The 12,160-nt window shown below is 70.7% G+C and carries 11 protein-coding genes; 7 read left to right on the top strand and 4 right to left on the bottom strand.

Features of this window, described 5'->3' with window-relative positions:
• The first annotated feature begins 14 nt into the window (after positions 1 to 14).
• From ACIQAC_RS16315 to ACIQAC_RS16300, 4 genes are all read left to right on the top strand, one after another.
• On the top strand, positions 15 to 677 hold the full coding sequence (locus ACIQAC_RS16315) for a GPP34 family phosphoprotein (RefSeq protein WP_402191366.1): 663 nt from the start codon (positions 15 to 17) through the stop codon (positions 675 to 677).
• Positions 678 to 812: 135 nt separating this feature from the next.
• A complete protein-coding gene (locus ACIQAC_RS16310) occupies positions 813 to 1,760 on the top strand; it encodes a GntR family transcriptional regulator (protein WP_402191364.1) in 948 nt (315 codons plus the stop codon).
• A gap of 192 nt (positions 1,761 to 1,952) precedes the next feature.
• Positions 1,953 to 2,705, top strand: coding sequence for a DUF3159 domain-containing protein (locus ACIQAC_RS16305; protein ID WP_402191361.1), 753 nt, complete (start codon positions 1,953 to 1,955; stop codon positions 2,703 to 2,705).
• Between the two features lie 35 nt (positions 2,706 to 2,740).
• Positions 2,741 to 4,306 carry an alpha/beta fold hydrolase gene (locus ACIQAC_RS16300; protein ID WP_402191359.1) on the top strand — a complete coding sequence of 522 codons (1,566 nt, stop codon included), beginning with the start codon at positions 2,741 to 2,743 and terminating at the stop codon, positions 4,304 to 4,306.
• An 88-nt stretch (positions 4,307 to 4,394) separates the two neighbouring features.
• On the opposite strand, the gene ACIQAC_RS16295 is transcribed toward ACIQAC_RS16300, so the two are convergent.
• The 4 genes from ACIQAC_RS16295 to ACIQAC_RS16280 all read right to left on the bottom strand — a co-directional run bounded on the left by ACIQAC_RS16295 (position 4,395) and on the right by ACIQAC_RS16280 (position 7,749).
• Positions 4,395 to 5,027 carry a TetR/AcrR family transcriptional regulator gene (locus ACIQAC_RS16295; RefSeq protein WP_402191357.1) on the bottom strand — a complete coding sequence of 211 codons (633 nt, stop codon included), beginning with the start codon at positions 5,025 to 5,027 and terminating at the stop codon, positions 4,395 to 4,397.
• A gap of 229 nt (positions 5,028 to 5,256) precedes the next feature.
• On the bottom strand, positions 5,257 to 6,786 hold the full coding sequence (locus tag ACIQAC_RS16290) for a helix-turn-helix domain-containing protein (protein ID WP_402191356.1): 1,530 nt from the start codon (positions 6,784 to 6,786) through the stop codon (positions 5,257 to 5,259).
• 64 nt (positions 6,787 to 6,850) lie between these two features.
• Positions 6,851 to 7,048, bottom strand: a complete 198-nt coding sequence (locus ACIQAC_RS16285; RefSeq protein ID WP_402191354.1) for a DUF4236 domain-containing protein — start codon at positions 7,046 to 7,048, stop codon at positions 6,851 to 6,853.
• Positions 7,049 to 7,164: 116 nt separating this feature from the next.
• Positions 7,165 to 7,749 (bottom strand): TetR/AcrR family transcriptional regulator, encoded by a 585-nt coding sequence (locus ACIQAC_RS16280; protein ID WP_402191351.1) that lies wholly within the window; start codon positions 7,747 to 7,749, stop codon positions 7,165 to 7,167.
• A 346-nt stretch (positions 7,750 to 8,095) separates the two neighbouring features.
• Between ACIQAC_RS16280 and ACIQAC_RS16275 the strand changes: the two genes are divergently transcribed.
• From ACIQAC_RS16275 to ACIQAC_RS16265, 3 genes are read left to right on the top strand one after another with little or no spacing between them, the layout of a single operon-like run.
• The gene (locus ACIQAC_RS16275) at positions 8,096 to 8,656 is read left to right on the top strand and encodes a 2Fe-2S iron-sulfur cluster-binding protein (protein WP_402191349.1); all 561 of its coding nucleotides are present in this window, start codon (positions 8,096 to 8,098) and stop codon (positions 8,654 to 8,656) included.
• Positions 8,653 to 9,645: an FAD binding domain-containing protein gene (locus ACIQAC_RS16270; RefSeq protein ID WP_402191348.1), complete on the top strand. Its 993-nt coding sequence runs from the start codon at positions 8,653 to 8,655 to the stop codon at positions 9,643 to 9,645. Before ACIQAC_RS16275 ends, ACIQAC_RS16270 begins: the two co-directional genes overlap by 4 nt.
• A complete protein-coding gene (locus tag ACIQAC_RS16265; protein WP_402191346.1) occupies positions 9,642 to 11,768 on the top strand; it encodes a xanthine dehydrogenase family protein molybdopterin-binding subunit in 2,127 nt (708 codons plus the stop codon). The genes ACIQAC_RS16270 and ACIQAC_RS16265 overlap by 4 nt, the downstream gene beginning before the upstream one ends.
• Positions 11,769 to 12,160: the final 392 nt, after the last annotated feature.

Here is a 12,160-nt window from a genome sequence, read left to right as displayed (position 1 = left end):
GCCGAGGAGATGTGATGTCACCGACCGCACGGACTCTGCCCCAGCAGCTCTATCTGCTCTGCTACACCGTCGACAAAGGCACGTTCGAACTGCTCAACCTCCAGGGCCGCGGCCAGCTGCTGCGAGCCGGCGCGCTGGCCGAGATGACCCTGGACGGGCTCCTCGGGGCGGACGGCGGAAAGGTCGTACGGCTCACCGACGGCCCGCCCGACGACCCCTTCCTCGCGGAGGTCTGGAAGGACCTGCCGACGGAGAAGCCGAAGAACTGGCTCCAGTTCGTGCACAACAAGGCCCACACCGCCGACCGCCCGGTACGCGACCAACTCGCCGACGCCGGAGCTCTCGACGTCACCCGGGCCGCCCTTCTCGGGGTGCTCGGGACCGACAAGGTCACGGTCACGGAGCCCGAGCAGGTCCGCACCCTTCAGGAACGGGTCCGCGCCGCCGTCCTCTCCGGCGCCGACCCCTCCGCCCTTCCCCTGAAAGACGTCACGCTGGCCGTGCTCGCCGCGGAGACGGAAGTCGACACCGTTCTGACCGCGAAGGAAGCCCGCGCACACCGCAAGCGGTTCCACGAACTCGCCGCCCACTTCGACACCGCCGTACCGGGCCTGCGCAAGGCCCTGCGCGGCTCCTACCTCTCCAGCAGGGCCGTCGGCGGTGGCTGGAGTTCGTAACTGGCACCGACCCGCCGGCCCGGCCGGCCTCGCGGCCGGATACGCCCCTACCTGCGCCGGAGGGCCAGGGCCGACCGGACGAACCGACAGCGGCGAAGGGTACGGTGGGCTGTCGTCCGAAGGGAGTGACCGGCCGTGGTGGGCAACGGGATCCAGCTCGACCGCCAGTCCGGCATGCCCGTCTACCACCAGATCATCACCCAGCTGACATTCATGATCGAGAGCGGTGACCTGGAAGCCGGAGCGAGCCTGCCCAGCGCCCGGTTGCTGGCGGACAACCTCGGCGTCAACCGCAACACCGTCGCCCGGGCCTACGCCGAGCTCCGCGAACGCGGCCTGGTCGAGAGCCGGGGACGCGGCGGCACCGCAGTGGCCGAGACAGGGCCCGACGAACCGGGCTTCGCGGCCCGCGACCGGGCACGGGCCGTCCTCGGCGCAGCAGTGGCGGAATGTGTGGAACTCGGTCTCTCCACCACTGAGATCCAGACGCTCGCCGCGACCCTGGCCGTCCGCGCCGAGGAGAACCAGCTCAAGATCTGCTTCGTCGAGTGCAACGCCGACCGGGCCGGCTACTTCGCCGACGAGTTCGAGGAACGCCTCGGCCTGCGGGTGAAGCCCCTGGTGCTCGGCGAGTTCGAGGCAGGCGACGAGCCCGCCGATCTGGTCCTCACCACGTTCTTCCACCTCGCGGCCGTCCGGGGACTGTGGGACAGGCGGACCACCGAGGTGGTCGGCATCGTCGTCGCCCCCCACATCCAGACCCTGGTGCAGATCGCCTCCGTCCCCCAGGACCGTACCGTCGGCATCTACTACACAACCGACGACCAGGCGGCCGGCATCCGGGATTCCCTGGTCCAGTCCGGCATCACCAACATCCGGGTGCTCACGGACGCCGCGGAGGCCGACCTCGCGGACATCGACCTCGCCGTCGTCCCCACCGAAATGCCGGACCTCGCCTCCCGGCTGCAAGGCCGTGTCGAGGTCATCGAGTTCGGCAACGTCCTGGACGACGCGTCACTGCGCATGGTGACCGAGGTCGTCGCCGACATGCGCGCCGCCAAGCAGCAGGCACGCACCGTCTGACCCCCGGCACCTGCCGCCCAGCGGCAATCAGCCATGCCTCAAACCCACTTACTGCCTGTCTCCCTCCGGCACACACCGGTTTTCTGCCTAATCAACTAGGCCATTGTTTGCCTAACAGGTTGGGGGGAATCCGGTGATCGCGGTCGGCAAGCCGGACCGTCCTATCCGACAGAGATGAGTTGATGACGCATCATGACTGACCTCACTCCGCACGGGAGCGACACCACAGCCGCCGGCGCCACACGACAGCAACCCGGTGACGTGCCGCACCGGAACAGGACGATGCTGGAACAGTGGGGCGGCGTCCCCGGCATGGTCTACATGACGCTTCCGGTCATGGCGTTCGTCGTGGCGAACTCCCTGCTCGGCCTCAACGGCGCGATCGTCACCGCTTTCGCCGTCGCCCTGGCCGTCATGGCCGTGCGCATCATCCGCAGGGAATCAGTCGCACCTGCCGTCAACGGGCTGCTCGGCGTCGCGCTCGCCGCCGGGATCTCCTGGTGGACCGGCTCCGCCAAGGACTACTTCCTTCTCGGCATCTGGCTCAGCCTCGCCGGTGCCGTCCTCTTCACCGCGTCCGTGATCGTCCGCCGCCCTCTGGCGGGCCTCGTGTGGAACGGCGTGACCGGCAAGGGAGACACCTGGCGCAAGGACAGGATCTGCCGCTTCTACTACGACATCGCGACCCTGGCACTGGCCGCCGTCTTCGCCGCGCGCTTCGTGGTCCAGCAGTGGCTCTACGACTCCGATGAGACGGGCTGGCTCGGCTTCGCGAAGATCGCCATGGGCTACCCCCTCCTCGGCCTCGCCCTGCTGGTCGTCGCCTGGGCCGCCCGCCGCTCCGCCCACCGCCTGCACACCCTCTCCCAGCCCCGGTCGACCACGGCCCCCGCTCAGCCTCGCCCGCACACGCGCCGGCACCCGCAGCCGAATTCGCACCGCTGACCGCTGCCGTCCGCCCCCTTCGTAAGGAGACCCCCATGTCCTTGTCCACCAAAGCGCCGGGGCTCGTGCTGGCGACGGCGCTGCTGCTGACGGTGACCGCCTGCACAAACGACACCGAATCCACCGCCGCTCCCCACCCGGAGTCGGCATCACCCTCCGCCGACCTGGACAGTTTCTACAGCCAGAAACTCTCCTTCGGCGCCTGCGCCGACTACGCCACCACCAAGGCCGACGAGAAGATCTTCGCCGCCCCGGGCCTGGAGTGCGCCCGCCTGAAGGTGCCGCTGGACTACGCCGAACCACACGGCCCGAGCGGCGAGGTGGCGCTCCTGCGGGTACCGGCACGCGGCAGGGCGAAGGGATCGCTCGTACTGAACCCCGGCGGACCGGGCGGACCCGGTATGTCCTTCGCCGCGGTGACGGCCAAGGCGCTGGCCAAGAGCCCGCTGACCGAACACTTCGACCTCGTGGGCTTCGATCCCCGCGGGGTGGGGGCCACCAAACCGGCGATCAGTTGCTTCACCGACGAGGAATACCTCGCAGGCGACACCCAGACCGAATTCCTGCTGGCCGCGGGCACCTACACCGAGAAGGACAGCCGAGCACTGACGGACAAGTGCGCCAAAGCCTCCGGCGGGCCGAAGAACCTCGCCGCCGTCTCCAGCCGCGACAGCGTCCGCGACACGGACATCCTGCGTGCCGCTCTCGGTGACGACAAGCTCAGCTTCCTCGGGCAGAGTTACGGCACCCGGATCGGAGCCTTGTACGCGGAGGCTTTCCCGCAGAACGTACGCGCCCTGGTCCTCGACGGTGCCGTCGACCCCCGACTCGGCAGCGAGCGCCGGCTGTCCCAGTACGCCGGATTCCAGCGCTCGTTCGACGTGATGGCCGCGAACTGCGCCACCCAGAAGGACTGCCCACTTGGTGACGACCCGAAGAAGGCGACCCAAGAGTTCCACAAGATCGCCCGTCCTCTTCTCGACAGGCCCGTCCCCTACGGCGAAGGGCAGGAGTTCACATACAACGACCTCATCGGCGGGGTCATCGTCGCGCTGTACTCCAAGGAGAGCTGGCCGGTGATCACCAAGGGCCTCACCGAGCTGCGGGCGGGCAGGCCGGACCGGTTCGTCAAGGCGTCACAGCTGTTCGCCGGGCGCGAACCCGACGGCGGCGGCAGCAACTACGACGTGGCCAACTTCGCGATCAACTGTATGGACGAGGCGCGTCTGACCCCGGAACAGGCCGCCCGGTTCCGGAGCAAGGCCTACACCATGCTGCCGTTCGCCGACCCGGGCCGGGGCAGCGACGGTGCCCAGGACGCCTGCGCCTCCTGGCCGGCCGAGCCGAAGACCACATACCCCTTCTCCGACCGGGTCGAGGGACTGCCGTCCACACTCACGATCTCGATCACCGGTGATCCGAGCACCCCCTTCGACGCCGGAGTCCGGCTCGCCCGCACCCTGGGCGGCAGCATGCTGAAGGTCAACGGCGAACAGCACACCATCGCCGCCTCGGGGACCAACGCCTGCGTCAACACGGCGGTCGCCGACTACCTGATCACCCTGCACACCCCGGACCCCGACACGGAGTGCACCATCTGAGACCCGCCGACCGTTTTGAAACGATCGGTCGGCGCACGATCCGACATCGAACTTGCTCACCCCCTGAACCCTTCACCGGCCCCCGGGGCTATGGGGTTGCTGGAGCGATCGGGTCACCGATCGCTCCTCCGGTGGCCCGGCGCAGTGCTTCCGCGACGCGGATCGGGGCGTCGGAGAAATCCGCGGGGTCGACGCCCGCCAGCAGGGCTGTGCCGATGTCCTCGCTGATCACGCGTAGGGCGGCCGACGACGTGGCGGCGTGCAGGCGTACGTCGAGGTCGCCGGCAGCCTTTCCGAGCCGGGCGGCAATGACGTGGGCCATCTCGCGTTCCATCTGGTCGCAGGCCATCAGCCAGGCCGTCCGCAGGGCAGGTTCGGTGTCGGCGAGGCGGATCATCTTCATCGCGAGTTCGTTGTCCAACAAGGCGACGGGGTCGGTCTGTCGGCCGAATCCATGGGTTTCGGCAGCGAGGTGGTCCTCCAGGGAGAGGTGGGCGGGCCAGCTCGCGAGCATGGCCATCTCCCATCGCATACCCTGCGCGACGATCGGTTCCGCGCAGGCTTCCTTGCTGCGGAAATGCCGCCAGACAGTGCGCACCGACAGCCCGACGGCCTCGGCGATCTGCTCGCCGCTGGTCGCGTCGACGCCGTGCTCCCAGAACAGGCGTGACGCCTCTCGGGAGATCTCCAGCCTCAGCCGCCGGCGCCGCGCGTCACTCATCCCACCCCTTGCGCGTCCGACCGCCGCCATCACGTTCTCCTGACTCTCCCCGCACCTGCCATCAAGTGACACAGTGGCACGCGGTCTTCGCGTAGCCGCAGCCGGTCGGCAGAGCCTGCCGAGCGCGGCTCGAAGCCCCCCCCGCGGACACAAAGTCCCAGAGATGCCGCCGCACTCCTCCCCGGCCCGCCGAGTAGCAGGTCGGACGGGGTGCGGCGGCATCGTCGAATCAAATGTCCCGGAAGATCTCGATCTGCGCGCCGATCGAGTTCAGCCGCTCCGCCAGGTCCTCGTAACCCCGGTTGATGACATAGACGTTGCGGAGCACGGACGTGCCCTCCGCGGCCATCATCGCGAGGAGGACGACCACGGCGGGGCGCAGGGCCGGCGGGCACATCATCTCGGCGGCGCGCCAGCGGGTCGGGCCCTCGACCAACACGCGGTGCGGGTCGAGGAGCTGGAGCCGGCCGCCGAGGCGGTTGAGGTCCGTGAGGTAGATCGCCCGGTTGTCGTAGACCCAGTCGTGGATGAGGGTCTTGCCCTGGGCCACGGCCGCGATCGCCGCGAAGAACGGGACGTTGTCGATGTTCAGGCCCGGGAACGGCATCGGGTGGATCTTGTCGATCGGCGCCTCCAGCTTGGAGGGGCGGACCGTCAGATCGACCAGCCGTGTACGGCCGTTGTCGGCGACGTACTCCGGGCTGCGGTCGTGGTCGAGGCCCATCTCCTCCAGGACCGCCAGCTCGATCTCCAGGAACTCGATCGGCACCCGGCGGATCGTCAGCTCGGACTCCGTCACCACCGCGGCGGCGACCAGGCTCATCGCCTCGACCGGGTCCTCCGACGGGGAGTAGTCCACGTCCACGTCGATCGTGGGCACACCGTGCACGGTCAGGGTGGTCGTGCCGATGCCCTCGACCTCGACGCCCAGCGCCTCCAGGAAGAAGCACAGGTCCTGGACCATGTAGTTCGAGGACGCGTTGCGGATCGTCGTCACGCCCTCGTGGCGGGCCGCCGCGAGCAGCGCGTTCTCGGTGACGGTGTCGCCGCGCTCGGTCAGCACGATCGGGCGGTCCGGGCGGACGGAGCGGTCCACCACCGCGTGGTACTGGCCCTCCGTCGCCGCGATGTCCAGACCGAACCGGCGCAGCGCGATCATGTGCGGCTCGATGGTGCGGGTGCCGAGGTCGCAGCCGCCGGCGTAGGGCAGCTTGAAGCGGTCCATGCGGTGCAGCAGCGGACCGAAGAACATGATGATGGACCGGGTCCGTACGGCCGCGTCGGCATCGATCGCCGCCATGTCCAGATCGGCCGGCGGGATGATCTCCAGGTCCTTGCCCTCGTTGATCCAACGGGTGCGTACGCCGATGGAGTTGAGCACCTCCAGGAGGCGGTAGACCTCCTCGATGCGGGCCACCCGGCGCAGCACTGTGCGCCCCTTGTTGAGCAGTGAGGCGCACAGCAGTGCCACGCACGCGTTCTTGCTGGTCTTGACGTCGATCCCGCCGGACAGCCGACGGCCCCCCACGACCCTCAGATGCATCGGGCCCGCGTAGCCCAGTGAGACGATTTCGCTGTCGAGCGCTTCACCGATTCGAGCGATCATCTCAAGGCTGATGTTTTGATTGCCGCGCTCGATGCGGTTGACGGCGCTCTGGCTGGTTCCGAGTGCCTCGGCAAGCTGCGACTGTGTCCAGCCCCGATGCTGCCGGGCGTCACGGATGAGCTTGCCGATACGTACGAGGTAGTCGTCTGCCATGAGGGTGAGGCTATCTCAGATATGAGATGGCGCCTCTTGGGGGGGCCGTCTGGGTGAAGGGGCGTCAGTGACGCTTGGCGGAACGGGTTCGACGCCACCCGAAAGGTCCGGGCAAATCCATCGATGTCGTACGACGCCCCTTGTTGTTCACGGTGCGACGCGGACCGTGCTTCCCGCCGGTGGTGATCGACCATGAACGCTTGTTCACGTTGAGCGTGACACCCGGCAGGATTCGGAAGCTCTTGCGGAAGGTGAGCGGCATCCCTGCCTCCTTTCGGCCTCTGTGGCTTTCCGCCCGTCTACCCCGTCCGCACGGTTCCACCGCCCGTCGGCACACCAACTCGCCCGCCGGGGTGGACGATCCGGCCTCGGCGGCCCTCACGGTCCCGGGTTCGGCGCCCCCGCGCGCAGTCCCCGCACGACCAGATCCAGCAGACGTTCCGCCCGTGGCTGCCAGTCGCTCTCCGGGTCCACCGCCCAGAGGCCGGAGATGGCGAGGATGAGATCGTCGGCGGTGATTCCCGGCCGGATCGTGCCGGCCTTCTCGTTGGTGCGCAGCAGGAGTTCGGCCGCGTCCGTCAGCGGGGTGTGGCCCGGCTTGGCCCGGGCGCCCGGCGTGCTCGTGGCCTGTCTGATGGCCTCCGCGATACCGGCCTTCTTCATCGCGAACCGGGCCAGCCGGTCCAGCCACTCGCGCAGTGCCCGCTCCGGCGGGCGGGTGCACAGCAACTCCTCGGCGGCGTCCGCGACCTGCTGCATCTCGTGCCGGTACAGCTCCAGGACCAGGGCCTCGCGGTCGGGGAAGTTGCGGTAGAACGTGCCCTGTCCGACGCCGGCCTTCTTGGCGATCAGGCTCAGCGGGACGGTGGGGCACCGGGTCAGTTCGTCGAGGGCCACGGCCAGGATGCGCTCGCGGTTGCGCTGCGCGTCCGAGCGCTGCGGCACGTCCTTCTTCAGGTTCATCGGTCCTCCTCGCGGTCCGTGGCCGAGTCCGTCCTTGCGATCCGGACAGCTGTCCGCTACGTTCTGAGAGTAGCGGACAGTTGTCCGGTTGTCCCCGGCGGAGCCGAGTGGTCTCAGGTCGGGGGACGGGCCGGGTCCGTCGCGGACGGTACCGGGCGAGCCGGGCAGGTCGTGCGCACGACCGGCGTACCGCACCTTCCGGTGCCCACACCGCGCCCGCGCGCTCCCCCTCATCCTTCCGTGTCCCTGCCCCCATTTCCAGGTACCGCGCCACCCACCCTTCCTCGTAACGACCGTGCCCGGCCGCGCCCGCAGGGGCCGTCCGGAACCGCGAAAGAAGGCGATCATGCCCCCCGCGTCGACCTCCAGCGCCGTCACCCTCCAGGTCAACGGCGAGAAGTACCCGCTGTCCGTCGACCACCGCACCACCCTGCTCGACGCCCTGCGCGAGCGCCTCGACCTCAACGGCACCAAGAAGGGTTGCGACCACGGTCAGTGCGGCGCCTGCACGGTGCTCGTCGACGGCCGGCGCTCCCTCTCCTGTCTCCAGCTCGCGGTCGCTGCCGAAGGACGCGAGATCACCACCGTGGAGGGGCTCGCCGACGGCGACCGGCTGCACCCGGTCCAGCAGGCCTTCCTCGACCTCGACGGCTACCAGTGCGGCTACTGCACCCCCGGCCAGATCTGCTCCGCCATCGCCGTCATCGAGGAGCACGCGGCCGGCTGGCCCAGCGCCGCCACCGAGGACGTACGCCCCGAAGCCGGACCGCCACCCCTGACCCCCGAGGAGATCCGCGAGCGGATGAGCGGCAACCTGTGCCGCTGCGGCGCCTACGTCTCCATCGTCGAGGCCGTCGCCCGCGCCGCCGCCGAGTCCGCCACCACCGCCGAGGAGACCGCCGCATGAGGGAATTCGACTACCGCCGCGCCCACGACGTGGCCGGAGCGGTCGCCCTGCTCGGCGCCGACCCCGACGCCCGCTTCCTCGGCGGCGGCACCAATCTCGTCGACCTGATGAAGACCGGCGTCGAACGCCCCGGCCGCCTCGTCGACGTCACCGACCTCCCCCTGGACCGGATCGAGCGGACCGCGGACGGCACCCTGCGCATCGGCGCCACCGTCACCAACAGCGACCTCGCCGTCCACCCCGAGATACGCCACCGCTTCCCCGCCCTGACCCAGGCCGTACTCGCCGGCGCCTCCGGGCAACTGCGCAACATGGCCACCGTCGGCGGCAATCTGCTCCAGCGCACCCGCTGCGCCTACTTCACCGACGTCACCAGCGCCTGCAACAAGCGCGACCCCGGCAGCGGCTGCCCCGCGATCCACGGCGAGCATCGCAATCACGCCATCCTCGGCGCCTCCGAGCACTGCGTCGCCGTCCACCCGTCGGACATGGGCGTCGCCCTCGCCGCGTTCGACGCGCGCGTCACCTACGAGACCGCCGACGGCACCGGCGAGCTGCCCCTCGCGGACTTCTACCTCCCGGTCGGCGACACCCCGCACCAGGAGACCGCCCTGCCGCCCGGCGCCCTGATCACCGGCGTCACCCTGCCGCCCGCCCCGGTCGCCGCGCACTCCCGCTACCGCAAGGTGCGCGAGCGGGCCTCGTACGCCTTCGCGATCGGTTCCGTCGCCGCCGCGCTCGACGTCCGGGACGGCGTGGTGCACGACGTGCGCCTCGCGTTCGGCGCGGTCGCCTCCCGGCCCTGGCGCGCCCACGCCGCCGAGGCCGCGCTCACCGGGGGACCGGCCACCGCGGACGCCTTCGCAGCGGCGGCGGACGCCGAACTCGCCGCCGCCGCGCCGCTGCCCGACAACGCCTACAAGGTCACGCTGATCCGCAACCTCGTCGTGGCCGTGCTCTCCGAACTGGCCGAGGAGGCCACACGATGACCGTCACCACCACGACCACCGCGCCCCCCGCGGCCGTCGGCACCTCGCGCACCCGCGTCGAGGGACCGCAGAAGGTCACCGGAGAGGCCCGGTACGCGGCCGAGCAGCCGTTCGCCGAACTCGCCCACGGCTGGCTGGTGCTGTCGTCCGTCACCCGCGGCCGGGTCACCGGCGTCGACACCGAACCGGCCCTCGCGCTGCCCGGCGTGCTCGCCGTGCTGCACCCCGGCAACGCGCCGCGCGTCGAGACCGGCTTCGTCGGCATGCTCGGCGCCCTCGACCCCACGGTCGCCCTCTTCCAGGACGACCGGGTGCAGCACCGCGGCTGGCCCGTCGCCCTCGTCGTCGCCGAGACGTCCGAACAGGCCCGCGAGGCCGCCGAGACGCTCGTGGTCCACTACGAGGACGAGACGCACGACGTCGCCTTCCACGAGGACCACCCGGGTGTGTACACCCCCGAGGACGCGCCGCACGCCCTGGCCGTGACCCACAAGGGCGACGCCGACGCCGCGCTCGCCGCGTCGGCCGTCGTCGTCGACCGGCGCTACACCACCCCCGCGCACCACCACAACCCGATGGAGCCGCACGCCGCGACCGCCCGCTGGGAGGGCGGCCGGCTCGAACTGGTCGACTCCAACCAGGGCACCACCTGGGTCGCCGGCGACCTCGCCCGGATGTTCTCCCTCGACGCCGGCACGGTCCGCGTCCGCTCCGAGCACGTCGGCGGCGGCTTCGGCTCCAAGGGCCTGCGCGTCCACCAGGTCGCCGCCGTGATGGCCGCGACCCACCTGCACCGGCCGGTCCGGGTGGTCATGACCCGGCGCCAGATGTTCACCCTCGCCGGCTACCGCAGCCCCACCATCCAGCGGGTCCGGCTCGGCGCCGACCCCGACGGCCGGCTCCGGCTGCTGGACCACAGCGGGCTCAACCTCACCTCCCGGGTCTACGAGTTCGTCGAACCCACCGCCTCGGTCTCCCGGGTCCTCTACGACGCCGAGGCCCACCACACCGACCTGCGGGTCGTCCGGCTCGACGTGCCCTCGCCGACCTACATGCGCGCACCCGGCGAGGCCCCGGGCTCCTTCGCGCTGGAGTGCGCGATCGACGAACTCGCCGAAGAGCTCGGCCTCGACCCGATCGCCGTGCGGGCCCGCAACGAGCCCGCCGTCGGCCCGGTCTCCGGACTGCCCTTCGGCGGCCGCCAACTGCTCGACTGCTTCCGCGAGGGCGCCGAGCGCTTCGGCTGGGACGCGCGCGATCCGCGGCCCGGTCTGCGCCGCGACGGACGCTGGCTGCTCGGCACCGGCACCGCGGCGTCCTTCTTCCCCGTCATCGCCTTCCCGTCCACCGCGTCCATCACCGCCGAGGCGGACGGCACGTTCACCGTGCGGGTCAACGCGGCGGACATCGGGACCGGCGGGCGTACCGCGCTGACCTCGCTCGCGGCCGACGCGCTGGAGGTGACGCCGGAGCGGATCCGGATCCGGATCGGCGACAGCGACCTCGGGCCTGCCGGGATCGCCGGCGGTTCGGCGGGCACCCGCTCCTGGGCCTGGGCGGTCGGTGCCGCCGCGCGCGAACTGCGCGAACTGCTGGTTCCGGGGGCCGCGCTGCCGCCCGAGGGCGTCACGGCACACGCGGACACCACCGCGGAGATCGGCGCGCTGCCGCAGAAGGAACGGCACTCCTACGGCGCCCAGTTCGCCGAGGTCGCCGTGGACACGATGACCGGTGAGGTACGGGTCCGGCGCCTCCTCGGGGTCTTCGCCGCCGGCCGGATCGTCAATCCGCTCACCGCGCGCAACCAGCTCGTCGGGGGTATGACGTGGGGGCTGTCCATGGCCCTGCACGAGGAGGCCGCCCGTGACCAGGTCTCCGGTGCGCATGTCGGGGCGGACCTCGCGGGGTATCACTTCGCCGCGCATGCGGATGTGCCGCCGGTGGAGACGTACTGGATCGAGGAGAACGACGACGACGATCCGGTCGGCATCAAGGGCATTGGTGAGATCGGGATCGTCGGGACTGCGGCGGCCATCGCCAACGCCGTCTGGCACGCCACGGGCGTCCGCCACCGCGACCTCCCCCTCCGCCCCGACCGAATCCTGACCCCAGGGCCGGAGTAACCAAGCCGGAGCGCGGCCACGTCGTACCCATCCGCGCAGTTCCCCGCGCCCCTAAAAGGTGCGTGCGTCGCTGCGGGTCCGTCGTGGGCGTTCGCGCAGTTCCCCGCGCCCCTGAGAGGTCTGAGGGTGCGTGTGTCGCTGCGGGCCCGTCGTGGGCGTTCGCGCAGTTCCCCGCGCCCCTGAGAGGTCTGAGGGTGCGTGTGTCGCTGTGGGTGCGCTGTGGCTGGTCGCGCAGTTCCCCGCGCCCCTGGCGGGGTGTGTCGCACCCCCGATTTGCAGGCGCCGGGTTCTGCCCGTCCGGCGGCACGGTCACGCCGACAAGGGGCGCGGGGAACTGCGCGACCAGCCCCGACGGGCCCGCGGCCACACACGCACCTCTTAGGGGCGCGGGG

This window comes from Streptomyces sp. NPDC088387, from assembly GCF_044753385.1.
In the GTDB taxonomy this organism is placed as follows: Bacteria; Actinomycetota; Actinomycetes; order Streptomycetales; family Streptomycetaceae; genus Streptomyces.
The sequence above is the reverse complement of the archived record's forward strand: the minus strand, read 5'-3'. Positions and strand labels throughout refer to the sequence as shown.

Coding starts and splice junctions, on each gene's coding strand:
- ACIQAC_RS16285 (WP_402191354.1), bottom strand. CDS start 7,048: ATGCCGCTCACCTTCCGCAAGAGCTTCCGAATCCTGCCGGGTGTCACG.
- ACIQAC_RS16300 (WP_402191359.1), top strand. CDS start 2,741: ATGTCCTTGTCCACCAAAGCGCCGGGGCTCGTGCTGGCGACGGCGCTG.
- ACIQAC_RS16280 (WP_402191351.1), bottom strand. CDS start 7,749: ATGAACCTGAAGAAGGACGTGCCGCAGCGCTCGGACGCGCAGCGCAAC.
- ACIQAC_RS16305 (WP_402191361.1), top strand. CDS start 1,953: ATGACTGACCTCACTCCGCACGGGAGCGACACCACAGCCGCCGGCGCC.
- ACIQAC_RS16270 (WP_402191348.1), top strand. CDS start 8,653: ATGAGGGAATTCGACTACCGCCGCGCCCACGACGTGGCCGGAGCGGTC.
- ACIQAC_RS16265 (WP_402191346.1), top strand. CDS start 9,642: ATGACCGTCACCACCACGACCACCGCGCCCCCCGCGGCCGTCGGCACC.
- ACIQAC_RS16275 (WP_402191349.1), top strand. CDS start 8,096: ATGCCCCCCGCGTCGACCTCCAGCGCCGTCACCCTCCAGGTCAACGGC.
- ACIQAC_RS16315 (WP_402191366.1), top strand. CDS start 15: ATGTCACCGACCGCACGGACTCTGCCCCAGCAGCTCTATCTGCTCTGC.
- ACIQAC_RS16295 (WP_402191357.1), bottom strand. CDS start 5,027: ATGAGTGACGCGCGGCGCCGGCGGCTGAGGCTGGAGATCTCCCGAGAG.
- ACIQAC_RS16290 (WP_402191356.1), bottom strand. CDS start 6,786: ATGGCAGACGACTACCTCGTACGTATCGGCAAGCTCATCCGTGACGCC.